Source organism: Kitasatospora sp. NPDC051853, assembly GCF_044452665.1.
Lineage (GTDB): Bacteria > Actinomycetota > Actinomycetes > Streptomycetales > Streptomycetaceae > Kitasatospora.
Window position 1 is genome coordinate 283,534 of sequence record NZ_JBITBY010000002.1, and the last position, 22,512, is coordinate 306,045.

Below are 22,512 nucleotides of genomic sequence, written 5' to 3' on the forward strand. Positions count from 1 at the left end.
CGTTCGGGCGGTAGTCCAGAAAATAGGTTTGACGCCTGACCCTAGTGAGTCAGGGCTCGTCGCGCCACTCCCCTACCGGGACGAACTTCCCTACGCACGGCGGCTTTCACGGTACGGACACAAACGCGCCACTCTCCCCTGACCTGGGGTCAGAAGAGTTCACGGCCTGGACAGCCGCCGGAGCAGCAGCATCGAGGAGACCGGGCGCGCCCCCGCCTTCTTCACGCCGTCCGCCACTTCCTTGTCGGTGGAGACCACCACCACCGCACGCCCCTGCGGCTCCGCCCGCACCAGACGGCGGATCAGCTCGTCCGCCGTCTCGCCGGTCCGGCTGAACCGCACCCGCACCCCGCGCGGCGGGGCCATGATGACCGGTGCGTCCAAGTCCTGGCCGTCGAAGACGCAGGTCACCTCGGCCTGGCTGCGCTGGGCCAGCATCGCCAGCCCGCCCAGCAGCCGCATCCGCTGCTGCTCCAGCGGCAGCGTCGGGTACCCGGTCTTCGTCACGTTGTAGCCGTCCACCACCAGGTGGACCTGAGGGATCGCCAGCAGCTGGTCCAGCAGCGCCGGATCGTCCTCGGCCAGCGCCCGCCGGGCCACGTCGTGCGGCGAGGCCGAGCCCGGCACCACCGCGTCCACCAGGTCGGCCGGGTGCAGGCCGGTCACCGGCAGCGCCAGTTCGCGCTGGAGCCCCTGCGCCGACTGCAGCACCGTGTCCAGCAGCAGCCGCAGCCGCATGTCCTCCACGCTGCGGCCCTCCCGGGCCGACCGGCGGCCGGTCTCCAGCGCGCCCTCCAGCTCGGTGATCCGGTGGCGCAGCCGCCGGGCCTCCGCCTCGGCCGTACTCAGCTCGGTGGCCGCGGCGGCCTTCGCCTCGGCCAGCTCCGCCTGGGCCTTGCGCACCTCGGCCTGGGCCCGCCGGGTGTCGCTCTCCAGGCTCCGCACCTTCTTGCGCAGCGACTCCGCCTCGCGCCGGACGCCCTCGCCCTCGGCCCGCTGCCGGTCCAGCTCGGCCCGGCCCTGCGCGCGCGCCTCGGCCAACTCCTCCTGGAGCTTCTCCACCAGCCGCCCGGCCTCCGCGGCCGCGCCCTCGGCACCGGCCCGCTCGGCCTGCTCCCCGGCCTCCGCCACCAACGCGGCCCAGCCGGCCGGGCGGACCAGGTAGGCGGCGGCCGCCACGTCCATCGGATCGGCCGCGCCCGGCACGCTGCCGGACTCCAGGGCCTTCACCAGATCCGGCTGCCCCAGCCGCAGACGATCGGCTATCCGCTGCCGGAAGGCGGGCTCCGCCTCCAGCGCGGCGGCCAGCGCGGTGCCCGCGTACTTGGCCCGGCGGGCGGGGGTGAACTTGGCGTACTGCCGCAGCGAGGACGGGAGTTCACCGGCCGGGAGACCGCCGAGGGCGTCGGCGGCGATGCCCACCACGCGGTGGCGGACGCCCTCCGGGAGCGGGCGGCCGAGCTGCTCGGCCGGCTGCTCGTCGGCGGACTCCTCGGCGGCGGGCTGCTCGTGGGCAGGTGCTTCGGCGGCGGGGTCCTCGGTGCTGGGGTGCCCGCTCACGGTGTTCCGGGGCGCGGCGGCCGCAGGGGCCGGCTCCGCCGGGGGTCGCTGCCCCTGCGGTTCGGCTGTCCCCCTGGCTGCGTCCACCACGTCCTCGGCTCCGATCCTGCTGCGCGGGGTCCGCACGGCCGGTTGCCGCTGCCCTCAAACACACCGCTCTCTGCAATTGTCGCGGGTACCGTGCCCCGGCCCGAACCGCGCCACACTCCGGGCCGGCCGGGGCACCCCGCGACTCAGGAGTCCTGCTGCTCCGCGGCGGCGTCCTCCGCACCCGGACGGGCCACCAGTTCGACCTGGTCGACCGCGTTGCACCAGCGGCAGCGGACCGACTCCACGGTCTCGGCGAGCACCTCGGTCTCCTCCACCTTGGACTCGCCGGCCAGGTCGAAGTGGAGGAACTCCACCGTGCGGGCGGAGCGGGTCACGTCGAAGCGGGTCAGGTTGCCGCAGAGCGTGCAGCGCCAGCGGGTCTCGGCGGTGGGGAGCGCGATGGTCATGTGCCAAGTCCTCTCGTTGGTGCCGCACGATCGGCGGTCACCCAGGGTCCGGGGGGCCAAGCCTATTGCCTGGCAGGGTGCCGGCGGACCGCCCGTCCGCGATCCGGTCGGACGGCTTCCGGGTCCCCCACATGCAGCAGGCCCGGGTGTGCCCGGCGGGGTACGGAGGAATGCCTGCACCCATGGCCACCCCCGTCCTGGACCCGCCCGGCACCCGCGACCTCCGGCCGCCGGAACGGCCCCCCGTGGTCACCTGGACGCTGATCGGGCTCAGCCTGCTGGTCCTGCTGGTCTCCCCCAGCTCCGGCCTCAACCCCCGCTACGGCAGCGGCCCGGCCCGGGTCTGCGCCGAACAGCGCTACGAGCAGCGCTGGGGTGCCGTCCCCGCCGAGCTGCTGGCGAACCGTCCGCTGACGCAGGACCAGCTCCGGCGGCTGCCACCCGCCCTGGCGGACTGTCCGCCGCTGGTGCCGACGCCGCACAAGCTGCCGCTGCTCTCGGCCCTGACCGCGCTCTTCGTGCACGCCGGGTGGGCGCACCTGCTGGGCAACCTGCTCTTCCTCTTCGTCTTCGGTCCGGGGGTGGAGCAGCGGTTCGGGCGGGTCCGCTTCCTGCTGGGGTACCTGACGGTCGGTCACCTCGCCACCTACGGCTGGGCACTCGCCCAGGCCGGCGGCCCCGAGTCGGTGCGGGCCCTGGTCGGGGCCTCGGGGGCGATCGCCGGGGTGCTCGGCGCCTACCTGCGGCTGTACCCGAGGGCCCGGGTCACCACGCTGGTGCCGGCGCTGCTCTTCCTGCCGCTGCGGTTCCCGGCCTGGCTGGTGCTCGGGCTCTGGTTCCTGCTCCAGTGGCTCTCGGTCCGCCAGGAGGGGACGGGGGTCGCCTACGCGGTCCACGTCATCGGTTTCGCCGCCGGGTACCTGGGCACCTGGGCGGCCGTTACGCTGGCCCGGAACCAACGGACAGGAGCTTCAGAGTGATCACCGCGATCGTGCTCATCAGGACCAGCGTCGACCGGATCCCCGAGATCGCCGAGGAGATCGCGGCCATCGAGGGCGTCAGCGAGGTCTACTCCGTGACCGGCGGCTACGACCTCGTCGCCATGGTCCGGGTCCGCCACCACGACGACCTCGCCGCCGTCATCCCGGCCCGCGTCAACAAGATCCCCGGCGTCGAGCACACCGAGACCCAGATCGCCTTCCGCACCTACTCCAAGCACGACCTCGAAGCCGCCTTCGCCCTCGGCCTCGACTAGGGCGCGCCCTCGGGGCCGTAGGCCCCAGGGGCGCGAGGAACTGCGCGAATCGGAAGGCGGCCCACCTGCAACTGAGGGCACGTCAGCCGGTTGCACGTGCTGCCGTTCCCCCGCGCGCAGTTCCCCGCGCCCCTGGGGTGCTGCCCTGCCGGGCGTCCTGCCTCAGCCGCGACGGGAGTCGGCGACGCAGCGGCCGCCCTCGTTGCGGTAGGTCCAGGCCGCCCCGTCGGAGACGAGCTCCCGGACGGCCGCCAGGAAGCGGTCCAGGTGCTCGTCCGGGGTGCCGGCGCCGAAGGAGACGCGGATGGCGTTGAGGCTGCGCTCGCCCGGCAGCGACGGCTCGGGGGCGCCGCACTCGGAGGGCGCGGCCTCCTCGCCGCCGAGCAGGGTCCGCACCAGCGGGTGCGCGCAGAACAGGCCGTCGCGGACGCCGATGCCGTACTCCGCGGACAGCGCGGCGGAGAAGTGCGAGCTGTTCCAGCCCTGCACCACGAAGGAGAGCACGCCCACCCGCGCGGCGTCCTCGCCGAACAGGCTGAGCACCCGGACCTCGGGGATCCCGGCCAGACCGGCCTTCAGACGGGCGATCAGCTCCTGCTCGCGGGCCTCCAGCGCGTCGAAGCCGGCCTCGGTCAGGGCCCGGCAGGCGGAGGCGATGGCGTAGGCGCCGATCACGTTCGGGGAGCCGGCCTCGTGGCGGGCCGGGCCGGTCTGCCACTCGACGGCGACGGAGCCGTCCGCCTCGCGGGCGACGGTGCGGCTGGCGCCGCCGCCGGCCAGGTACGGCTCGGCCGCGTCCAGCCAGTCGGCGCGCCCGGCCAGGACGCCGGCGCCGAAGGGGGCGTAGAGCTTGTGGCCGGAGAAGGCGATCCAGTCGACGTCCAGCTCGCGGACCGAGACCCGGTGGTGCGGGGCCAGCTGGGCGGCGTCCAGGACTACCCGGGCGCCGTGGCGGTGGGCGACCTCGGTGAGTTCGGCGATCGGCCAGAGCTCGCCGGTGACGTTGGAGGCGCCGGTGACGCAGAGCAGGCGGTGCTCGGCGGGCTGCCGGCGGAGGGCCAGTTCGAAGGCCTCGACCGCCTCGGCGTGCGAGCCGGGGGCGCGCAGGTAGGTGACCTTCAGGCCGTTGTGCGCCCAGGGCAGCAGCGAGGCGTGGTGCTCGGTCTCGAAGGCGAAGACCTCGGTGCCGGCCGGGACGGCGGAGGCCAGCAGGTTGAGCGAGTCGGTGGTGGCGCGGGTGAAGACCACCTGGTCGCCCTCGCGCAGGTCGAGGAACTCCTCGACGGTGCGGCGGCTCTGCTCGAACAGGTCGGTGGAGAGCTGGGAGAGGTAGCCGGCGCCGCGGTGCACCGAGCCGTAGTACGGGGCGTAGGCGGCGACGTCGTCCCAGACCCGCTGGAGGGCCGGGGAGCTGGCCGCGTAGTCGAGGGCGGCGTAGGTGACCTTCTCGCCGGAGGCCAGCGGGACCTGGACGTCGTGGCCGAGGACGGGGAGCGGGGCGCAGGTGAAGGTGGCGACGGACATGGGGGTGCACTCCTCTGAAGGTCCGGGACCTCGGGGTGCAGCTGTGCCGCCGACGTCCGCGCTTGCGCTGCGGACGGATCGCCGCAGTGCCCGGTCCTCACCCAGGGCACCCCGCCACGGACGGAGGGTTGCCGGACAGCAAGCTGGGGCTTGTCGCTGTCACTCATGACCTGTCGTGAACTCTAGAGCGGCTTCCGAGGAGTGGTCAAACAGGCTTCCACTATCTGGACGCACCCGGACGTGCGGAAGGCCCGGGCCGTGGCCCGGGCCTCCAACTCACCCGTCAGGAACGGACGGTGGCGTCCGCCCAGTTCTTCAGCAGGGTCTCCGCGGCACCCGAGTCGATGGCCTCGGCGGCCCGGGCCATCCCGGCCTTCAGCTGCTCCGCGAGCGGGGCGTCGGTGAGGTCCAGGGCGGTCAGGGCGGCGGCGGAGTTGAGCAGCACCGCGTCCCGGACCGGGCCGTGCTCGCCCGCCAGCAGGCGGCGGACCACCGCCGCATTGAAGGCCGGGTCGCCACCGCGCAGCGCCTCGATGCCGACCAGCTCGATGCCGACCTCGCGCGGGTCGAAGGTGGTCTCGGTGACCTGACCGTCCTTCACCGTCCAGACGTGCGAGGTGGTGGAGATGGTCAGCTCGTCCAGGCCGTCGTCACCCCGGAAGACCAGCGCGCTGGCGCCGCGGCGGGCCAGCACGCCGGCGATCAGCCCGGCGAGGCGGGTGTCGAAGCAGCCGATCGCGTGAGCGGTCACCCGGGCCGGGTTGGTCAGCGGGCCGAGGATGTTGAAGGCGGTCGGCACCCCGAGGTCACGGCGGGCCGGGGCCGCGTGCCGCATCGCGGGGTGGAAGACCGGGGCCGGGCAGAAGGTCAGGCCGACCTCCTCGGCGATCTCGGCCACCCGGTACGGCGGGACCTCCGGGCTGACGCCGAGCTGCTCCAGCACGTCGGTGGCGCCGCTCGCGGAGGAGGCGGCGCGGTTGCCGTGCTTCACCACCTTGGCGCCGGCGGCCGCGGCCACGATGGCCGACATGGTGGAGATGTTCACCGTCTTGGCGCGGTCGCCGCCGGTGCCGACGATGTCCACCGCCGGTCCGGGGATCGTGAGTTGGACGGCGTGGGCGTACATCGAGTCGACCAGGCCGGCGATCTCGTCGACGGTCTCGCCCTTGGCGCGGAGCGCCACCACGAAGCCGGCCACCTGGACCGGGGTGGCCTCGCCGCTCATGATCCGGTCCATGGCCCAGGCGGCGTCGGCCTGGGTGAGGTTCTCACCGGCGAGCAGTGCGCTCAACAGGTCGGGCCAGGTGCGGGCCATGGCTTGCTCCAGTTCTTCGTACGTGACGTGGACTGGAGCCAGCCTAGCGAGGTGCCGACCGCTGATGCGGTGTTGTTCTTCCCTGTGAGACGGCCGCCGTGGGGTTGACGGGACGTCAGTGCCGGAGCGGGCGTCGCGAGTGGTTGGTCGCGCAGTTCCCCGCGCCCCTGCTAGCCCGCTGCGCGGGCTACGCGGGGGTGCGCCGGGCGACCCGGGCCCGCAGCAGGGTGGCGGCGGACTCGGCGAAGGGGACCGGGTCGACGGGGTGGGCGATGGCGGCGTCGGCGCGGGACCAGGCGGCGAGCCAGGAGTCCTGGGGGCGGCCGATGAGGACGAGGACCGGCGGGCAGCCGTAGATCTCGTCCTTGATCTGGCGGGCCACGCCGAGGCCGCCGGCCGGGACGGCCTCGCCGTCGAGGACGCAGAGGTCGATGCCGCCCTTCTCCAGGGCGCGCAGGACGGCCGGCACCGTCGCGCACTCGTGGACCTCGACCTCGGGGAGGTCGGCGGCGGGGCGGCGGCCGAGGGCAAGGGTGACCTGCTCGCGGGTGTTGCGATCGTCGCTGTAGACGAGCACGGTGAGCGTCTCGTCCGTCGTGTGCGCCATGGGCCCTGCTCCCGGTGCTCGTCCTCTTATATGGGTGGTACGCGCGCGTCGGCTCGACCGGGCCCGGATGTGATCCGGACCACGTTCACTTCCGGATGCTACTCCGGCGCACCGTCCGTGGTGAGCCCCTCGCACGATCTCGCCGGGACGAGCCTCCCGACGGCTCACCCGCTCGGGCGACGGAACGTCACCCGGTGGGCCGAGTCCACCCGGACGGCGGAGGGAGCGGGCGCCCCTAGCCGACGGACCGTCAGGAGGCCGGGAGCGACACGCGGGGCGAACGGGTGTCGGCGCCTTCCGATGAACCATCAGAAAACGGACACCGGGCCGGTGGAGGGGCTCTCCGACGCCCCGTCGGCTGCCATCGGGGCATACCGCACGCACCGGACACTCCGAGGTGGACCCCCCGGCGTGAAGACGGAATAAGGGACCGACATAATGTCCGTCGTGGCGACAGCAACAGCAACAGAAACCGGACACGCGCACGGAGCGGTCAACAGGCCGAACCTCGTCAGCGTCGGAACCATCGTCTGGCTGAGCTCGGAGCTGATGTTCTTCGCGGCCCTGTTCGCGATGTACTTCACCCTCCGCTCGGTCAAGGGCGCAGAGTTCTGGAGCGAGAAGGCTCACGCACTGAACGTGCCCTTCTCCTCGGTGAACACCACGATCCTGGTGCTCTCCTCCCTCACCTGCCAGCTCGGCGTCTTCGCCGCCGAGCGCGGTGACGTGAAGAAGCTCCGCTCGTGGTTCGTCATCACCTTCGTGATGGGCGCGATCTTCATCGGCGGTCAGATCTTCGAGTACACCGAGCTGGTCAAGAAGGACGGCCTCTCGCTGTCCTCGGACCCGTACGGCACGGTGTTCTACCTGACCACCGGCTTCCACGGCCTTCACGTGACGGGTGGTCTGATCGCGTTCCTGCTGGTCCTGGCACGGACGTACGCAGCCAAGCGGTTCACGCACGAGCAGGCCACCGCCGCGATCGTGGTGTCGTACTACTGGCACTTCGTCGACGTCGTGTGGATCGGCCTGTTCGCGACCATCTACCTGATCAAGTAACCAGCTAGATCAGGTCGCTGGCCGCCGGCCGGAGCCGACTGACCGCACCGACCGACCGCGCGCGGCCCCGCAGCACCCGAGCAGAACGGGCCGCGCGGGGCACGCCCATCCAGCCGACCAGATCCTGACCCCGGGGTTAAATCCGTGAAAAAGCTCTCAGCACGACGGCGCCACCCACTGGCGGCGCTGCTCGTCCTAATCTTCGCCCTGGCGGCAACCGGGGGACTGTACGCCGCGTTCGCGCCCGCCGAGAAGGCGCAGGCCGACACCTCGGCGCAGTCGCTCGCGATCGATGAGGGCAAGAAGCTCTTCGCCGTCGGCTGCTCCTCCTGCCACGGCCTCAACGGCGAGGGCACCTCGGACGGTCCGAGCCTGGTCGGCGTCGGCGCCGCCGCGGTCGACTTCCAGGTGGGCACCGGCCGCATGCCGGCCCAGCAGCCCGGTGCGCAGGTGCCGAAGAAGAAGGTCATCTACACCCAGCCCGAGATCGACCGGATGGCCGCCTTCGTGGCCTCGCTCGGCCCCGGCCCGGTCACCCCGGTCGAGGAGCAGTACACCTCCACCAACCCGGACGACGTCGCCAAGGGCGGCGAGCTGTTCCGGACCAACTGCGCCCAGTGCCACAACTTCGCCGGCCAGGGTGGTGCCCTGACGCGGGGTAAGTACGCCCCGTCGCTCGAAGGCGTGGAGGCCAAGCACATCTACGAGGCCATGCAGACCGGCCCGCAGAACATGCCCTCCTTCCCGGACAGCACCATGCCCGAGGAGCAGAAGAAGCAGATCGTGGCCTTCGTCCGCCACACCACCAACGACGAGCCCAACCCCGGCGGCCTGACCCTGGGCAGCCTCGGTCCGGTGACCGAGGGCCTGTTCGGCTGGATCTTCGGCCTCGGCACGCTCATCGCGGTCGCGATCTGGGTCGCCGCCCACACCACCAAGGCCAAGAAGTCATGAGCCACGACATGTCCAAGGACAACCTGCCGGAGTCGCACGACTCCCACGGCACCGCGGTCGCCACGCACGGCGACCCGTTCGCCGACCCGGGCCTGCCGGCCCACGAGCCGCGTCGCACCGACATCGACGAGCGGGCCGCCAAGCGGGCCGAGCGCCAGGTCGCGATGCTGTTCATCCTGTCGATGCTGTCGACCATCGGGTTCATCGCGTCCTTCGTGATCTTCCCGATCGACAAGATCGTCTACATCTTCCCGATCGGTCACGTCAGCGCGCTGAACTTCGCGCTCGGCCTGACCCTCGGCGTCGCGCTGTTCTGCATCGGTGCGGGTGCGGTCCACTGGGCCCGCACCCTGATGTCGGACCACGAGATCCCGGCCGAGCGCCACCCGATCGAGGCCTCCGACGAGGTCCGCGCCGACGTCATCGAGCAGTTCAAGACGGGTGCCGCCGAGTCCGGCTTCGGCCGTCGCAAGCTGCTCCGCAACACCCTGATCGGTTCGATGGCCCTGGTGCCGCTCTCCGGCGTGGTGCTGCTGCGCGACCTCGGGCCGCTGCCCGAGGACAAGCTGGAGCACACCGGCTGGCGCGAGGCCACCAAGGCCAAGCCGCTCCAGCTGATCAACATGAACACCAACGAGCCGATGAAGCCCGAGGACGTCATCGTCGGCTCGCTCACCTTCGCGAAGCCGGAAGGCCTCGAGGAGGACGACCACGACTTCCAGGTCCAGATCGCCAAGGACGCGCTGATGCTCGTCCGGATCGCCCCCGGCGACCTCAAGGACGAGAAGTCGAAGGAGAAGGGCTTCGAGGGCATCCTCGCCTACTCGAAGATCTGCACCCACGTCGGCTGCCCGATCAGCCTGTACGAGCAGCAGACCCACCACGCGCTCTGCCCCTGCCACCAGTCGACCTTCGACCTGGCGGACGGCGCGCGCGTCATCTTCGGCCCGGCCGGCCACCCCCTGCCGCAGCTGAAGATCACCGTTGACGAAGCGGGCTACCTGGTCGCCACCGGCGACTTCGACGAGCCCGTCGGCCCGAGCTACTGGGAGCGCAGCCGATGAGCACGAGCAGCACCTCGGGTGCCGCCAAGCCGGCCAGCACCCGTGCCAAGCCCGCCAACAAGTACGAGGCGGCGGCGGACTGGGCCGACGGCCGGCTGGGCATCTACAGCCTGGCCAAGGCCAACCTGCGGAAGATCTTCCCGGACCACTGGTCCTTCATGCTGGGCGAGATCTGCCTCTACACCTTCATCATCATCATCCTGACGGGTGTCTACCTCACCCTGTTCTTCACCCCGAGCATGGGCGAGACCGTGTACCACGGCTCCTACGCCCCGCTGCAGGGGATCAGGATGTCCGAGGCCTACGCCTCGACCCTGGACATCTCCTTCGAGGTCCGCGGTGGTCTGCTGATCCGTCAGATCCACCACTGGGCCGCGCTGGTGTTCGTCGCCGCGATGCTCGTGCACATGATGCGCGTCTTCTTCACCGGCGCGTTCCGCAAGCCGCGCGAGGTCAACTGGGTCTTCGGCTTCCTCCTCCTGTTCCTGGGCATGTTCGACGGGTTCATGGGCTACTCGCTCCCCGACGACCTGCTCTCGGGCACCGGTATCCGGTTCATGGAGGGCGCCGTCCTGGCGGTGCCGCTGGTCGGCACCTACATCCAGATGTTCCTGTTCGGCGGCGAGTTCCCCGGCACCGACATCGTGCCGCGGTTCTTCACCATCCACGTCCTGCTGCTGCCGGGCATCATGCTCGGCCTGCTGGTCGCGCACCTGATCCTGGTCTTCTACCACAAGCACACCCAGTGGGCGGGCCCGGGCAAGACCGAGCAGAACGTCGTCGGCATGCCGCTGATGCCGGTCTACATGGCCAAGGCCGGTGGTTTCTTCTTCCTGGTCTTCGGCATCATCTCCGCCATCTCGGCGATCGCCACGATCAACCCGATCTGGGCGTACGGCCCGTACCGTCCGGACCAGGTGTCGACCGACGCCCAGCCCGACTGGTACATGGGCTTCTCCGAGGGCCTGATCCGCGTCATGCCGGGCTGGGAGATCGGCCTGTGGGGCCACACGCTGAACCTCGGCGTGTTCATCCCGCTGATGATCTTCCCGCTGGTCCTGGTCGCCATCGCCGTCTACCCGTTCATCGAGAGCTGGGTCACCGGTGACAAGCGCGAGCACCACATCCTGGACCGCCCGCGCAACGCTCCCGTCCGCACCGCCTTCGGCGCGGCCTGGATCAGCCTCTACCTGGTGCTGCTGATCGGTGGTGGCAACGACCTGTTCGCCACGCACTTCCACCTCTCGATCAACGACATCACGTACTTCGTCCGGGTGGGCTTCTTCGTCGTCCCGGTGATCACGTTCATCGTCACCAAGCGCTGGTGCCTCGGCCTCCAGCGCCGCGACAAGGAGAAGGTGCTGCACGGTCGCGAGACCGGCATCATCAAGCGCCTGCCGCACGGTGAGTTCGTCGAGGTCCACGCGCAGCTCCCGCAGGGCGAGCTGCACAAGATCACCGCGCACGAGCAGCCGCAGCCGATCGAGCTGCCGGCCGAGGTGGACGAAAACGGCGTCAAGCGCAAGGTCGGCGTCCTCGCCAAGACCCGCTCGAAGCTCTCCAAGGGCTTCTACGGCGAGGGCAGCCAGATCCCCAAGCCCACCGCCGAGGAGCACCACGAGATCACCAGCGGCCACGGCCACCACTGATCTCACCCGTAGCAACGCCACAGCCGATGGCCCCCACCGCTTCCGCGGTGGGGGCCATCGGCCTTTCCGGCAGAATGGGGCCAACGAACCGTCAGGAGACCACGTGCAGCTGTCCGTCGACCACCAGTCGGCCACTCCCCCCTACGAGCAGGTACGCCTCCAGATCGCCGAACAGGCCCGCAGCGGGGCCCTGGCGGCCGGCCTGAAGCTCCCCACCGTCCGGGCCCTGGCCGAGGAGCTCGGCCTCGCCGCCAACACGGTGGCCCGGGCCTACCGCGAACTGGAGGCGGACGGGGTGGTCGAGACCCACGGACGACGCGGCACCCTCATCGCCGCCACCGGCGACACCGCCCACAAACTCGCCGCGGCGGCCGCCGCGGACTACGCCCAGCGGGTCTCCCGGCTGGGGCTCACCCAGGCAGAGGCCCTCGCCGCGGTCACCAACGCACTCGACGTGGCCTACTGACGGAAGTGGTCACACCTTTGGGGGCGCGGGGAACTGCGCGAACCGGAAGGCGGCCCACCGGCAACTGAAGCACCGTCAGCCAGTTGCACGTGCTGCCGTTCCCCAGCGCGCAGTTCCCCGCGCCCCTGCGGGGCGCTACCCGGGTCAGCCGATCTGCGGCGCTGCGCCGGCGACCTGCGTCGTCGGGGCCGCCGTGGAGACGGGCTTGCCGAGGGCGGAGTGCTGGACGTACTGGTCCCAGTGGACGTTCCAGTCGCCGAAGCCGTTGCCGAAGGGCTCCATGTCGTCGCCTCGGCTGTTGACGACCTGGACGACGTCGCCGATCCGGGTCTGCTCGTAGAACCACTTGGCGTTCTCGGTGCTCATGCCGGTGCAGCCGTGGCTGACGTTCTCGCGGCCCTGGGAGCCGACCGACCACGGGGCGGCGTGCACGTACTCGCCGCTCCAGGTGACCCGGGTGGCCCACTTCACCTGGAGGTCGTAGGCCTCGCTGCTGCCCTCGCGGATGCCGATCGACTCGCCGTTCATCCGCACCAGTGACTCCTGGCCGAGCACCACCTTGACGCCGTTGCGGGTGGAGAAGCCGGGCTTGCCGGTGGTGATCGGGATGGACCGCTCCTCGACGCCGTTGCGCCGGTACGTCAGATAGTGCGTGCCCGCGTCCACGGTGACCTCCACCCGGTCCCCCGTCCGCAGCGTCCTGGTGACCGTCTCGCCGCCGTACAGGTCGCCGGCGACGTGTCGGCCCTGGTTGTCGTAGGTGAGGCGGACGGTGGCGTTGGCGGGCCAGTACTCCTTGGGGCGGAAGTGCAGGGTCCTGGAGTCGACCCAGTACCAGGCGCCGGTGGTGGCGGGCTCGGAGACCACCCGGAGGCCGCGCTCGACCTCCTGACGGGCCGCCGGGTCCTCGACCTTCTCGGAGAGCTTCACGGTGAGCGGCTGGCCGACGCCGTAGATCCCGCTGCCGGAGGAGTCGGGGCCGAGCTCGGCGGTGAGCAGGTGGGTGGCGGGGGCGGTGGTGAACTGCCGGGTGGTGCCGCCGCGGCCGCCCTTGCCGTCGTCGGCGAGGACCAGGACGCGGTACGTGCTGCCGGCCCGCAGCGGGCCGGTCGAGCGCCAGCTGCGCTGGTCGGCCGTCAGTTCGCCGGGGAGCAGCCGTCCGTCGGCGCCGATCACCGTCACGTCGGTGAGCAGGCCGCCCTGTTCGGCGGAGACGGTGACGGGCTGGCCGGGGTCGGTCTCGCCGGTGGCGGAGAGGCGCACCAGGGAGGTGATGTCCACCGGCTCGGCGGGCCCCACGGCGGTCTCGGCCGGGCCTCCGCCCCCTCCCCCTCCGGAGCATCCGGCCAGGAGGGCCAGCGCCGCTGCCGCCGCGAGTCCGTGCTTGGTCTTCACGGCTGCCTCCTGGTGGGTGATCCGACGACGTATCAGATCGTAGGAACAGCCGACCGGAGCGGGCACCTCCAACACCACCGGCGTGCGCCCGGGCGGGTGAACGCACCACCCGGTGAGCCGCAGCGGGGTGCGGGAACGCCGGACGGCCGGACACCCCGTCAGGGATGTCCGGCCGTCCGGTCGGTGCGGGTGCCGGAACCTTACTGGTTCTGGTTCTCGCCCCGGTAGAACTCGAAGACCCAGCCGTAGAGGCCGATCAGGACGATCGGGATCGACCAGTACAGCAGCCACCAGCCGAAGACGACGCCCAGGAAGGAGAGCGCGCCACCGATGGCCAGCGAGAGCGGCTGCCAGCTGTGCGGGGCGAAGAAGCCCAGCTCGCCGGAGTCGTCCGCGACCTCGGCCTCGGGGTTGTCGCCCGCGCCGGTGTCCACGCGCTTCGCGGTGAACGCCAGGTAGTAGCCGACCATGGCGCACAGACCGAAGGAGAGGAACAGCGCGGTGGTGCCGGCCGGCTCCTTCGACCAGAGGCCGTAGACCACGGCCATGATCAGGATGAACGCGGCGAAGCCGAAGAAGATCTTGCCCTGTTCCTTCATCAGGCGTCCCCGTCCTTCTTCAGGCCCTTGCCCAGCTGCGGAGCGTCGTACTTCGCGGGGGTGACGCCCTCGAAGTGCTTGGCCGGCTCACCGTGGTACTCGAGGTAGTCGAGCGCGGCGATGTCCGGGTGGTGCAGGTCGAACGCCGGGGATTCCGAGCGGATGCGCGGCAGCGTCAGGAAGTTGTGACGCGGCGGCGGGCAGGCGGTCGCCCACTCGAGCGAGCGGCCGTAGCCCCACGGGTCGTCGACCTCGATCTTCTCGCCGTACTTCGCGGTCTTCCAGACGTTGTAGAGGAACGGCAGGATCGACAGACCGAGCAGGAACGACGCGATGGTCGAGATGGTGTTCAGCGTGGTGAAGCCGTCCGCGGCCAGGTAGTCGGCGTAGCGGCGGGGCATGCCCTCCGCGCCGAGCCAGTGCTGGACCAGGAAGGTGCCGTGGAAGCCGATGAACAGCGTCCAGAAGGTGATCTTGCCCAGACGCTCGTCGAGCATCTTGCCGGTCATCTTCGGCCACCAGAAGTGGAAGCCGGCGAACATCGCGAACACCACGGTGCCGAACACCACGTAGTGGAAGTGCGCCACCACGAAGTAGGAGTCCGAGACGTGGAAGTCGATCGGCGGGGAGGCGAGCAGAACACCCGTCAGACCACCGAAGAGGAAGGTGACCAGGAAGCCGACCGTCCAGAGCATCGGGGTCTCGAAGCTCAGCGAGCCCTTCCACATGGTGCCGACCCAGTTGAAGAACTTCACACCGGTCGGGACCGCGATCAGGAAGGTCATGAACGAGAAGAACGGCAGGAGTACCTGTCCGGTCACGTACATGTGGTGCGCCCACACGGTGACCGAGAGGCCGGCGATCGCGATGGTGGCCGCGATCAGGCCCTGGTAACCGAACATCGGCTTGCGGCTGAAGACCGGGATGATCTCCGAGACGATGCCGAAGAACGGCAGCGCGATGATGTACACCTCGGGGTGGCCGAAGAACCAGAACAGGTGCTGCCACAGGATGGCGCCACCGTTGGCCGGGTCGAAGACGTGGGCCCCGAACTTCCGGTCCGCCTCCAGGGCGAACAGCGCGGCCGCGAGGACCGGGAAGGCCAGCAGCACCAGCACGGCGGTCAGCAGGACGTTCCAGACGAAGATCGACATCCGGAACATCGTCATGCCGGGCGCGCGCATGCAGATGATGGTGGTGATGAAGTTGACCGAGCCGAGGATGGTGCCGAAGCCGGAGAAGGCCAGACCCATGATCCACATGTCGGCGCCGATGCCGGGCGAACGCACGGCGTCGGAGAGCGGCGAGTAGGCGAACCAGCCGAAGTCGGCGGCACCCTGCGGGGTGAGGAAGCCCGCCACCGCGATGATCGAGCCGAACAGGTAGAGCCAGTAGGCGAACATGTTCAGCCGCGGGAAGGCGACGTCGGGGGCGCCGATCTGGAGCGGCATGATCCAGTTCGCGAAGCCCGCGAAGAGCGGGGTGGCGAACATCAGCAGCATGATCGTGCCGTGCATGGTGAACGCCTGGTTGAACTGCTCGTTGGAGAGGATCTGGGTCCCCGGACGAGCGAGCTCGGCGCGCATGACGAGCGCCAGCACACCACCGATCAGGAAGAACGCGAACGACGTCGCCAGGTACAGCGTGCCGATCGTCTTGTGGTCGGTGGTGGTCATCCACTTGATGATGGTGGACCCGGGCTTGCGGGTCCGCTGGGCGCCGGCCGTGACCGAAGCCCCGGCGGCCCCGCCCGCGGCTGCGGGCTCGTTGAGGATAGTCACTTCTCACTTCCCTGGCTGCTGAAGATGCCGGAGGGCACCGCGCCCTTCTGGCCCTTAGCGCGCAGCTCGGCCAGGTGCTTGTCGTACTCCGCCCGGTCGACGACCTTGACGTTGAACAGCATCCGGGAGTGGTCGTTGCCACAGAGCTCGGCGCACTTGCCGCGGAAGGTGCCGTACGAGGTCGGCGTGACCTCGAACTTGTTCACCACGCCCGGGACCACGTCCTGCTTCATCAGGAAGTTGACGGGCCAGAAGTCGTGGATGACGTCCCGCGAGGTGAGGCGGAACTGCACCGTCTCGTTGATCGGCAGGTAGAGCGTCGGAGGCTCGCCCGTGGTGCCGACCTCGTACGCGGCCTGGGTGTTGGCCGGGTCCGGGTTCTCGGTGTTCTCGTAGTTGAACGCCCAGCTCCACTGGAAGCCGACCACGTTGATCATGTGGTCCGGCTTGGCGGAGGTCTGGGTCAGCCGAGCCTCGTCGCGGGCGACGAAGTAGAACAGGACCGAGACGATGACGAGGGGGACCGCGGTGTACAACGCCTCGATGGGCAGGTTGTACCGGGTCTGCGGGGGGACCTCCACCTTGGTGCGGCTGCGGCGGTGGAAGATCACGCTCCAGATGATCAGACCCCACATCAGTGCGCCGACCACCAGAGCCGCGATCCAGGAGCCCTGCCACATGCGGAGGACCAGCGGGCCCTCTGCGGTGACGGGGGTCGGAAGGCCAAGCCTGGGGAGGTCGTTGGCCGAGCAGCCGGTGGCGGTCGCGATGACGAGGCCCAGTGCCAGCGCCTGAGGCAGCTTCCGCCGCATCGTGCGCCGCGGCGAGCGGTCGGAGCCGTTGGGACTCACGTAGCGCCTTCCCGAAGTCTCGCCCGGGATCGCGTCGCCCCCGGGAGTCGCTGTGCGCCTCCCCGGCGACCCGGCCACGGGCACGGTTTGAATGCTTATGCGGGCCAAACGCTACTCCATCCTTATGCGGCACTCACGAGCAGCCCCCGCTAACGCGCCGTCCGGCTACCCGATCAGCCCTCAAAAGAGTGGAGCAGCAGGTCAGAGCGGCCGATCAAGGCTCTCACGCCCGCGCCCCGACGCCTCGGCGCCACGCTCCGACGGACCGGGCAAACCGTCAGGAACCAGGCCTGAGGGGCCAACTGGATGATCCCGCTCCGCACGTACGTCTGACACTCGGTCAACTGTCCGCCCACCGTACGGGTGAGCCGGACCGGCCGTCCGGAGGTGCCCCGGACACGCCGACGGGGCCGCCGGCTGACCGACGGCCCCGCTCATCGGGACATCAGAACCAGAGCTGGTTGGCCTGGTCGGTCCCGCAGGGCCACTGGTTGACGGCGGCGCCCCACTGGGTGCTCCAACCGCCGACCTCCAGGCACTGGCCGCTGTGCTTGTTCACGATGTAGCTGTAGTTCGGGTCGCTGCCCCAGACCTTCTTCCACAGCTGGTTGTCCTGGACGTAGCGGCCGGCCTCGTCCCTGCCGCAGTCCCACTGGTTGACGGCGGCGCCCCACTGGGTGCTCCAACCGCCGACCTCGAGGCACTTGCCGCTGTGCTTGTTGATGAGCGGAGCCCAGCCCCAGCCCCAGTTGCCGTTGCTCAGCCACTGCTGGTTGGCCTGGCCACCCGCGCCGCAGGGCCACTGGTCCGCCTTGGCGCCGTTCGCCGTGTTCCAGCCGCCGATCTCCAGGCAGAAGCCGGTGTTCTTGCTGGTGATCGTGTCGGTCGGCTGCGCCGAGGCCGGCACCGACATGGTGACGACGAGGCCCACCGAGGCCGAGACGAGGGCGGCGGTGCGGCCGAGACGCACGACGGTCTTCTTCTCCACGAGAAATCCATTTCTCCGAGCGGACGAAAATCGCAGGGGAGATGGACGCGCGCACGACTTCCCCCGCAGCCATGGCGGCGATCATGCTCCCACACGTGATCGTTTCGCCGCCAACTCGTTTGACCGCGACCCGAATCGGGTTAGATGGCGCCATGTACTTCGACGTGGCGTCCACCGCTCCGCTGCACCCCGTCGCCCGCCAGGCGCTGACCGCCGCGCTGGACGAGGGGTGGGCCGACCCGGCCCGGCTGTACCGCTCCGGGCGGCAGGCCCGGATGCTGCTGGACGCCGCCCGGGAGACGGTGGCCGAGGTGCTGGGGTGCCGGGCCGACGAGGTCTCCTTCACCGCCAGCGGCACCCAGGCCGTCCAGCTCGGCGTGCTGGGCGCCCTGACCGGCCGTCGGCGGACGGGCCGTCACCTGCTGCACTCCGCGGTCGAGCACTCCAGCGTGCTGCACTCGGCCGAACGCTTCGAGGCCGAGGGCGGCGAGGTCACCACCGCCCCGGTGGACCGCCTCGGCCGGGTCTCCCCCGAGGCCTTCGCCGCGCTGGCCCGCCCGGACACCGCGCTCGCCGTGCTGCAGTCCGCCAACCACGAGACCGGCACCGTCCAGCCGGTCGAGGAGACGGCCGCCCTGCTCGGCGAGGTCCCGCTGCTGGTGGACGCCGCCCAGTCGGCCGGGCGGGTGGCGCTGCCCGGCGGCTGGTCCCTGCTGGCCGCCAGCGCCCACAAGTGGGGCGGCCCCGCCGGGGTCGGCGTGCTCGCGGTCCGCAAGGGCGTCCGCTACGTCTCCCCGCTGCCCGCCGACGAGCGCGAGCGCGGCCGGGTGCCCGGCTACGTCAACGTCCCGGCGATCGTCGCGGCCGCCGCCTCGCTGCGCGCCGTCCGGGCGGAGGCCGAGGCCGAGAACGTCCGGCTGCACGCCCTGGTCGAACGGATCCGCCGTCAGGTCCCGCGCCTGGTCCCCGAGGTGGAGGTGGTCGGCGACCCGGTGCACCGGCTGCCCCACATCGTCACCTTCTCCTGCCTCTACGTGGACGGCGAGGTGCTGCTGTCCGAGCTGGACCGGGCCGGCTTCGCGGTCTCCTCCGGCTCCTCCTGCACCTCCTCCACCCTGACCCCCAGCCACGTGCTGGCCGCCATGGGCGTGCTGACGGAGGGCAACGTCCGGGTCTCGCTCCCGTACGGCACCCCCGAGGACGCCGTCGGCCGCTTCCTGGAGCTGCTGCCCGGCCTGGTCGCCGGGGTCCGCGCCCCGCTCGGCCTCGATCTCCCGGCCCCGGCCGCGGCGGACGGCTCCGCCGAGCTGGTCCTGGACATGCTGGGCAAGCGCTGCCCGCTGCCGGTCATCGAGCTGGCCAAGCGGATCGGCGAGGTGCCGGTCGGCGGCAGCGTGGTGGTGCTGGCCGACGACGAGGCGGCCCGCCTGGACGTGCCGGCCTGGTGCGAGATGCGCGGCCAGGCCTACCGCGGCACCGCCCCCGCCGAGCACTACGGGGTGGAGCGGGGCACCGCCTACCTGGTGGAGCGGACGGCGTGACGGTAGGGGCCCCGGTCTCCCGGAGCCCCTTCCAGCGGGTGACGGTGCGTCAGCGCGCGAGCTTCGCGCGCACCTCGGCCGCGGCCTCGTCGCCGTAGGCGGCGGCGAAGCGGTCCAGGAAGGCGCCGTGCTTGAGCTCGTACTCCTGGGTGCCGACGGTCTCGATCACCAGCGTGGCCAGCATGCAGCCGAGCTGGGCCGAGCGCTCCAGGCCGAGGTCCCAGGAGAGACCGGCCAGGAAGCCGGCCCGGAAGCCGTCGCCCACGCCGGTCGGGTCGACCTTGCGCTCCTCGACCGGGCAGCCCACCGTGACGTCCGGCTCGCCGGCCCGCTGGATGCGCACGCCCTTGGAGCCCAGGGTGGTGATCCGGGTGCCGACCCGGCGCAGGATCTCCTCCGCGTCCCAGCCGGTCTTGGTCTCGATCAGCGCGGCCTCGTACTCGTTGGTGAACAGGTACGTGGCGCCGTCGACGATGGTCCGGATGTCGTCGCCGTCCAGCCGGGCCAGCTGCTGCGAGGGGTCGGCCGCGAAGGCGTAGCCGCGGGTGCGGCACTCCTGGCTGTGGCGGACCATCGCGGCCGGGTCGTCGGCCCCGATCAGCACCAGGTCCAGGCCGCCGACCCGGTCGGCGATCGGCTTGAGCTCGATGTTGCGGGCCTCGGCCATCGCGCCGGTGTAGAAGGACGCGATCTGGTTGTGGTCCTGGTCGGTGGTGCACATGAAGCGCGCGGTGTGCCGGGTCTCGGAGATGTGCACCGAGTCGGTGTCCACGTTGTTGCGCTGCAGCCAGCTGCGGTACTCCTCGAAGTCCGCGCCGGCCGCACCGACCAGCACCGGGCGCAGGCCCAGCACGCCCATGCCGAAGGCGATGTTCGGCGCGACCCCGCCCCGGCGGATGTCCAGGGTGTCCACCAGGAACGAGAGCGACACCGTGTGCAGCTGCTCGGCGACCAGCTGGTCGGCGAAGCGGCCGGGGAAGGTGGTCAGGTGGTCGGTGGCGATCGAGCCGGCGACGGCGATGCGCACGGTGGACTCCTCAGGTGGCCGGGGACGGCCGGGTCAAGCGATGGAATTGACCCCCACACGTTACCGGCCCGCCGCCCGGGCGCCCACCACGCCTCCAGCGCCGCTCGATCGCGACACCCACGGGTACTACCGCGCGGTAAGCCTGGCCCGGCCCGGCCCACCGATCTAGGGTCGGATCTGCCGGGGCCCGACCGCCCGGCCCCTCCAGGCCCGCGACCCACCCTCGCGGCCCGCCGATCGGAGCCCCTACCGATGATGCCGAACCGGCCGACCACCCTGCGCGTGCCCGCCGCCCTCCGGGGTGACGCGGACCTCGACACCCTCGACGCCCTGGTCAGCTCCTCCCGCCGGATGGGCCTGTTCTGGCCCACCACCGCCCTCCAGCCCGAGCCCGCCCGCCCCGCTGCCGGCGCCCTCTCGGTGCCGCCGGGCACCCGCCGGCTGGTGGCCGGCATGTCCGAGTACGGGAGCTGACGGACCGTCGGTCAGACCGGGTCCTGGACCCAGCGGTACCAGGGCCCGGACAGGTGCGTGTAGGTCCCGTAGTCCTCGGGCAGGCGCCCGTCCGGGAAGTAGCCGTACCCCGCGGGCCCCGAGACGCCGCCGGTGCCGTCCACGATCAACAGCACCCCCGTGCCCGTGCGCACCGCGTCGCCGATCCGGTACGTCCCGACCCACCCGGGCCCGGTGGAGTCCGAGCGGGCGAAGTCGGTCAGCGCGGCCCGCCCGAGCCCGAACCGGGCCCGCTCCGGCAGGTCCAGCCGGACCATCCCGACGGCCGCCACCAGCAGCAGCGGGGGCACCGCCCAGCGCCAGTTCCCGGCCGGGGCGGCGGTCTCCGTCCCCGGTATCACCTGCCACACCGCCCGGCCCAGCACCAGCAGGCCGCCCGTCGAACCCGCCGCCAGCAGCAGCGGCCCGTCCGGAGCGGGCCCGCTGTACGCCAGCGCGCCGACCGCGGCCAGCAGCGCCGTGCAGAGCAGTGCGGAGTTCCCCGGCCGCCGCAGCCGGCTCCGCCTCGGCCCCAGGGCGCTGCTCAGCACGACCACGACGGCGGGCACCAGCAGGAGGACCAGCGCGAGTGTCCCGAGCAGGGCGACGGCGAGGATCCAGGACGATCCGGCGGTGGCGACGGCGAGGGCCGCCGCCGCGGCGATCAACAGGGGTGCCCGGTAGCCGGAACGGATGAGTGTGTTCACCGCAGTGATCTACCACCCGTGCGGGGCACGGGGGAACCGGATTCCGCCGGGTCACGTCAAAGCCGCACAGCACGACGCTGCACCCTCGGGAGGAAGACGCACCATGGACCAGAAGACCCGGCTCCGCCGGACCGTCGCCGTCGCCGGCCTGCTGCTCGCGCTGGGCACCGCGACGGCCTGCGGCTCGGCCACCACCTCCGGTTCGACCTCGCCCGGCGACGTCCCGGCGGGCACCCCGTCGGCCGCTGCCTCCGCCTCGGCCTCCGCGAACCCGTCCAACCCCGAGCCCCGGCCGTCCACTCCCCCGCCGGTGAAGCCCTCCCCCACCCCCACGCCCACCACGACCACCCCCGGCATCGCGGTGGGCGAGCCCGACCCGAGCGGCAAGGCTCCCGGGGTCTCGTACCGGGTGGACGGGCTCCGGCTGACCGTCACCTTCTACGGCGGGGTCTGTGAGAAGTACGGGCTGAAGCTGGACGAGTCCAAGCCCGGCACCGTGCAGGCGAAGGTCGTGGTCCGGGAGCCGCAGCCGGCCGGGCAGGCCTGCGCGGCGATCGCCAAGCTGCAGGAGGTCTCGGCCGACCTCAAGGCACAGCTGGAGGGCCGGACGGTCTTCGACCAGAACACCGGTCAGGAGCTGCCGCGCAACCAGGGCCCGGACCAGGTCGGCGGCCCGCAGCACTGAGGGACGACGAAGGCCCCCACCCGGAGCGGGTGGGGGCCTTCGCGGTACGACTAGCTGAACGAGTCGCCGCAGGCGCAGGAGCCGGTGGCGTTCGGGTTGTCGATCGTGAAGCCCTGCTTCTCGATGGTGTCGACGAAGTCGACGGTGGCGCCGCCGAGGTACGGGGCGCTCATGCGGTCGGTGACGACCTTGACGCCGTTGAAGTCCTTCACGACGTCGCCGTCGAGCGAGCGCTCGTCGAAGAAGAGCTGGTAGCGCAGGCCGGAGCAGCCGCCGGGCTGCACGGCGACACGGAGCGCCAGGTCGTCGCGGCCCTCCTGGTCCAGCAGACCCTTGACCTTCTCCGCGGCGGAATCGGTGAGGAGCAGACCACTCTCGACGGTGGTCTCGTCCTGGACGCTCATCTGGTTACTCCCGGTATGTGACGACGAACTGCCGCCAGTGCCAACCAGCGGCCTCCCGGATTCATTTCCCCGGGCGGTGGTTCTCGAGTGGT

At 71.3% G+C, this 22,512-nt stretch carries 23 protein-coding genes and 1 riboswitch; of the genes, 10 read left to right on the plus strand and 13 right to left on the minus strand.

The window, feature by feature from the left end; genetic code table 11:
* Positions 1-159: 159 nt before the first annotated feature.
* Together ACIA8O_RS06070 and ACIA8O_RS06075 are read right to left on the minus strand one after the other, a co-directional pair.
* Positions 160-1,560 carry an NYN domain-containing protein gene (locus ACIA8O_RS06070; protein ID WP_396292345.1) on the minus strand — a complete coding sequence of 467 codons (1,401 nt, stop codon included), beginning with the start codon at positions 1,558-1,560 and terminating at the stop codon, positions 160-162.
* Positions 1,561-1,793: 233 nt separating this feature from the next.
* Positions 1,794-2,057: a hypothetical protein gene (locus tag ACIA8O_RS06075; protein ID WP_345279823.1), complete on the minus strand. Its 264-nt coding sequence runs from the start codon at positions 2,055-2,057 to the stop codon at positions 1,794-1,796.
* Positions 2,058-2,239: 182 nt separating this feature from the next.
* Between ACIA8O_RS06075 and ACIA8O_RS06080 the strand changes: the two genes are divergently transcribed.
* Complete coding sequence (locus ACIA8O_RS06080; RefSeq protein ID WP_396292346.1) at positions 2,240-3,037, plus strand: rhomboid family intramembrane serine protease; 798 nt, start codon at positions 2,240-2,242, stop codon at positions 3,035-3,037.
* A complete protein-coding gene (locus tag ACIA8O_RS06085) occupies positions 3,034-3,312 on the plus strand; it encodes an Lrp/AsnC family transcriptional regulator (RefSeq protein WP_396292347.1) in 279 nt (92 codons plus the stop codon). The genes ACIA8O_RS06080 and ACIA8O_RS06085 overlap by 4 nt, the downstream gene beginning before the upstream one ends.
* A 162-nt stretch (positions 3,313-3,474) precedes the next feature.
* Here ACIA8O_RS06085 and ACIA8O_RS06090 read toward each other — a convergent pair whose 3' ends face one another.
* From ACIA8O_RS06090 to ACIA8O_RS06100, 3 genes are all read right to left on the minus strand, one after another.
* Positions 3,475-4,836, minus strand: coding sequence for an aminotransferase class V-fold PLP-dependent enzyme (locus ACIA8O_RS06090; protein WP_396292348.1), 1,362 nt, complete (start codon positions 4,834-4,836; stop codon positions 3,475-3,477).
* Between the two features lie 53 nt (positions 4,837-4,889).
* A riboswitch (SAM riboswitch) is annotated at positions 4,890-5,007 on the minus strand.
* Positions 5,008-5,119: 112 nt separating this feature from the next.
* Positions 5,120-6,151 (minus strand): anthranilate phosphoribosyltransferase, encoded by a 1,032-nt coding sequence (gene trpD / locus ACIA8O_RS06095; RefSeq protein ID WP_396292349.1) that lies wholly within the window; start codon positions 6,149-6,151, stop codon positions 5,120-5,122.
* 187 nt (positions 6,152-6,338) lie between these two features.
* Positions 6,339-6,758: a hypothetical protein gene (locus tag ACIA8O_RS06100; RefSeq protein WP_396292350.1), complete on the minus strand. Its 420-nt coding sequence runs from the start codon at positions 6,756-6,758 to the stop codon at positions 6,339-6,341.
* Between the two features lie 438 nt (positions 6,759-7,196).
* Between ACIA8O_RS06100 and ACIA8O_RS06105 the strand changes: the two genes are divergently transcribed.
* From ACIA8O_RS06105 to ACIA8O_RS06125, 5 genes are all read left to right on the plus strand, one after another.
* On the plus strand, positions 7,197-7,817 hold the full coding sequence (locus tag ACIA8O_RS06105; protein WP_396292351.1) for a heme-copper oxidase subunit III: 621 nt from the start codon (positions 7,197-7,199) through the stop codon (positions 7,815-7,817).
* Between the two features lie 144 nt (positions 7,818-7,961).
* The gene (locus tag ACIA8O_RS06110) at positions 7,962-8,771 is read left to right on the plus strand and encodes a c-type cytochrome (RefSeq protein ID WP_396292352.1); all 810 of its coding nucleotides are present in this window, start codon (positions 7,962-7,964) and stop codon (positions 8,769-8,771) included.
* Positions 8,768-9,835, plus strand: a complete 1,068-nt coding sequence (locus tag ACIA8O_RS06115) for a Rieske 2Fe-2S domain-containing protein (protein ID WP_396292353.1) — start codon at positions 8,768-8,770, stop codon at positions 9,833-9,835. The genes ACIA8O_RS06110 and ACIA8O_RS06115 overlap by 4 nt, the downstream gene beginning before the upstream one ends.
* Positions 9,832-11,484, plus strand: a complete 1,653-nt coding sequence (locus tag ACIA8O_RS06120; protein ID WP_396292354.1) for a cytochrome bc complex cytochrome b subunit — start codon at positions 9,832-9,834, stop codon at positions 11,482-11,484. Before ACIA8O_RS06115 ends, ACIA8O_RS06120 begins: the two co-directional genes overlap by 4 nt.
* A 103-nt stretch (positions 11,485-11,587) precedes the next feature.
* The gene (locus ACIA8O_RS06125) at positions 11,588-11,950 is read left to right on the plus strand and encodes a GntR family transcriptional regulator (protein WP_396292355.1); all 363 of its coding nucleotides are present in this window, start codon (positions 11,588-11,590) and stop codon (positions 11,948-11,950) included.
* Between the two features lie 144 nt (positions 11,951-12,094).
* On the opposite strand, the gene ACIA8O_RS06130 is transcribed toward ACIA8O_RS06125, so the two are convergent.
* The 5 genes from ACIA8O_RS06130 to ACIA8O_RS06150 all read right to left on the minus strand — a co-directional run bounded on the left by ACIA8O_RS06130 (position 12,095) and on the right by ACIA8O_RS06150 (position 17,564).
* Complete coding sequence (locus tag ACIA8O_RS06130; RefSeq protein WP_396292356.1) at positions 12,095-13,345, minus strand: Ig-like domain-containing protein; 1,251 nt, start codon at positions 13,343-13,345, stop codon at positions 12,095-12,097.
* Between the two features lie 200 nt (positions 13,346-13,545).
* Complete coding sequence (locus tag ACIA8O_RS06135) at positions 13,546-13,944, minus strand: cytochrome c oxidase subunit 4 (protein WP_396292357.1); 399 nt, start codon at positions 13,942-13,944, stop codon at positions 13,546-13,548.
* Complete coding sequence (gene ctaD / locus ACIA8O_RS06140) at positions 13,944-15,725, minus strand: cytochrome c oxidase subunit I (protein ID WP_396292358.1); 1,782 nt, start codon at positions 15,723-15,725, stop codon at positions 13,944-13,946. Before ctaD ends, ACIA8O_RS06135 begins: the two co-directional genes overlap by 1 nt.
* Positions 15,722-16,576, minus strand: a complete 855-nt coding sequence (coxB, locus tag ACIA8O_RS06145) for a cytochrome c oxidase subunit II (protein WP_396292359.1) — start codon at positions 16,574-16,576, stop codon at positions 15,722-15,724. The genes ctaD and coxB overlap by 4 nt, the downstream gene beginning before the upstream one ends.
* Before the next feature lie 445 nt (positions 16,577-17,021).
* A complete protein-coding gene (locus ACIA8O_RS06150) occupies positions 17,022-17,564 on the minus strand; it encodes an RICIN domain-containing protein (protein WP_396292360.1) in 543 nt (180 codons plus the stop codon).
* Positions 17,565-17,716: 152 nt separating this feature from the next.
* On the opposite strand from ACIA8O_RS06150, the gene ACIA8O_RS06155 reads away from it, so the two are divergent.
* The gene (locus ACIA8O_RS06155; protein WP_396292361.1) at positions 17,717-19,105 is read left to right on the plus strand and encodes a cysteine desulfurase/sulfurtransferase TusA family protein; all 1,389 of its coding nucleotides are present in this window, start codon (positions 17,717-17,719) and stop codon (positions 19,103-19,105) included.
* A 49-nt stretch (positions 19,106-19,154) separates the two neighbouring features.
* Here ACIA8O_RS06155 and ACIA8O_RS06160 read toward each other — a convergent pair whose 3' ends face one another.
* Positions 19,155-20,132 (minus strand): carbohydrate kinase family protein, encoded by a 978-nt coding sequence (locus tag ACIA8O_RS06160; RefSeq protein WP_396292362.1) that lies wholly within the window; start codon positions 20,130-20,132, stop codon positions 19,155-19,157.
* Positions 20,133-20,384: 252 nt separating this feature from the next.
* Here ACIA8O_RS06160 and ACIA8O_RS06165 point away from each other — a divergent pair, with 252 nt between their 5' ends.
* A complete protein-coding gene (locus ACIA8O_RS06165) occupies positions 20,385-20,606 on the plus strand; it encodes a hypothetical protein (protein WP_396292363.1) in 222 nt (73 codons plus the stop codon).
* A gap of 11 nt (positions 20,607-20,617) precedes the next feature.
* Here ACIA8O_RS06165 and ACIA8O_RS06170 read toward each other — a convergent pair whose 3' ends face one another.
* A complete protein-coding gene (locus tag ACIA8O_RS06170; RefSeq protein ID WP_396292364.1) occupies positions 20,618-21,331 on the minus strand; it encodes a hypothetical protein in 714 nt (237 codons plus the stop codon).
* 103 nt (positions 21,332-21,434) lie between these two features.
* Here ACIA8O_RS06170 and ACIA8O_RS06175 point away from each other — a divergent pair, with 103 nt between their 5' ends.
* On the plus strand, positions 21,435-22,016 hold the full coding sequence (locus ACIA8O_RS06175) for a hypothetical protein (RefSeq protein ID WP_396292365.1): 582 nt from the start codon (positions 21,435-21,437) through the stop codon (positions 22,014-22,016).
* Between the two features lie 50 nt (positions 22,017-22,066).
* On the opposite strand, the gene erpA is transcribed toward ACIA8O_RS06175, so the two are convergent.
* Positions 22,067-22,420 carry an iron-sulfur cluster insertion protein ErpA gene (gene erpA, locus ACIA8O_RS06180; RefSeq protein WP_345279850.1) on the minus strand — a complete coding sequence of 118 codons (354 nt, stop codon included), beginning with the start codon at positions 22,418-22,420 and terminating at the stop codon, positions 22,067-22,069.
* Between the last annotated feature and the right edge of the window lie 92 nt (positions 22,421-22,512).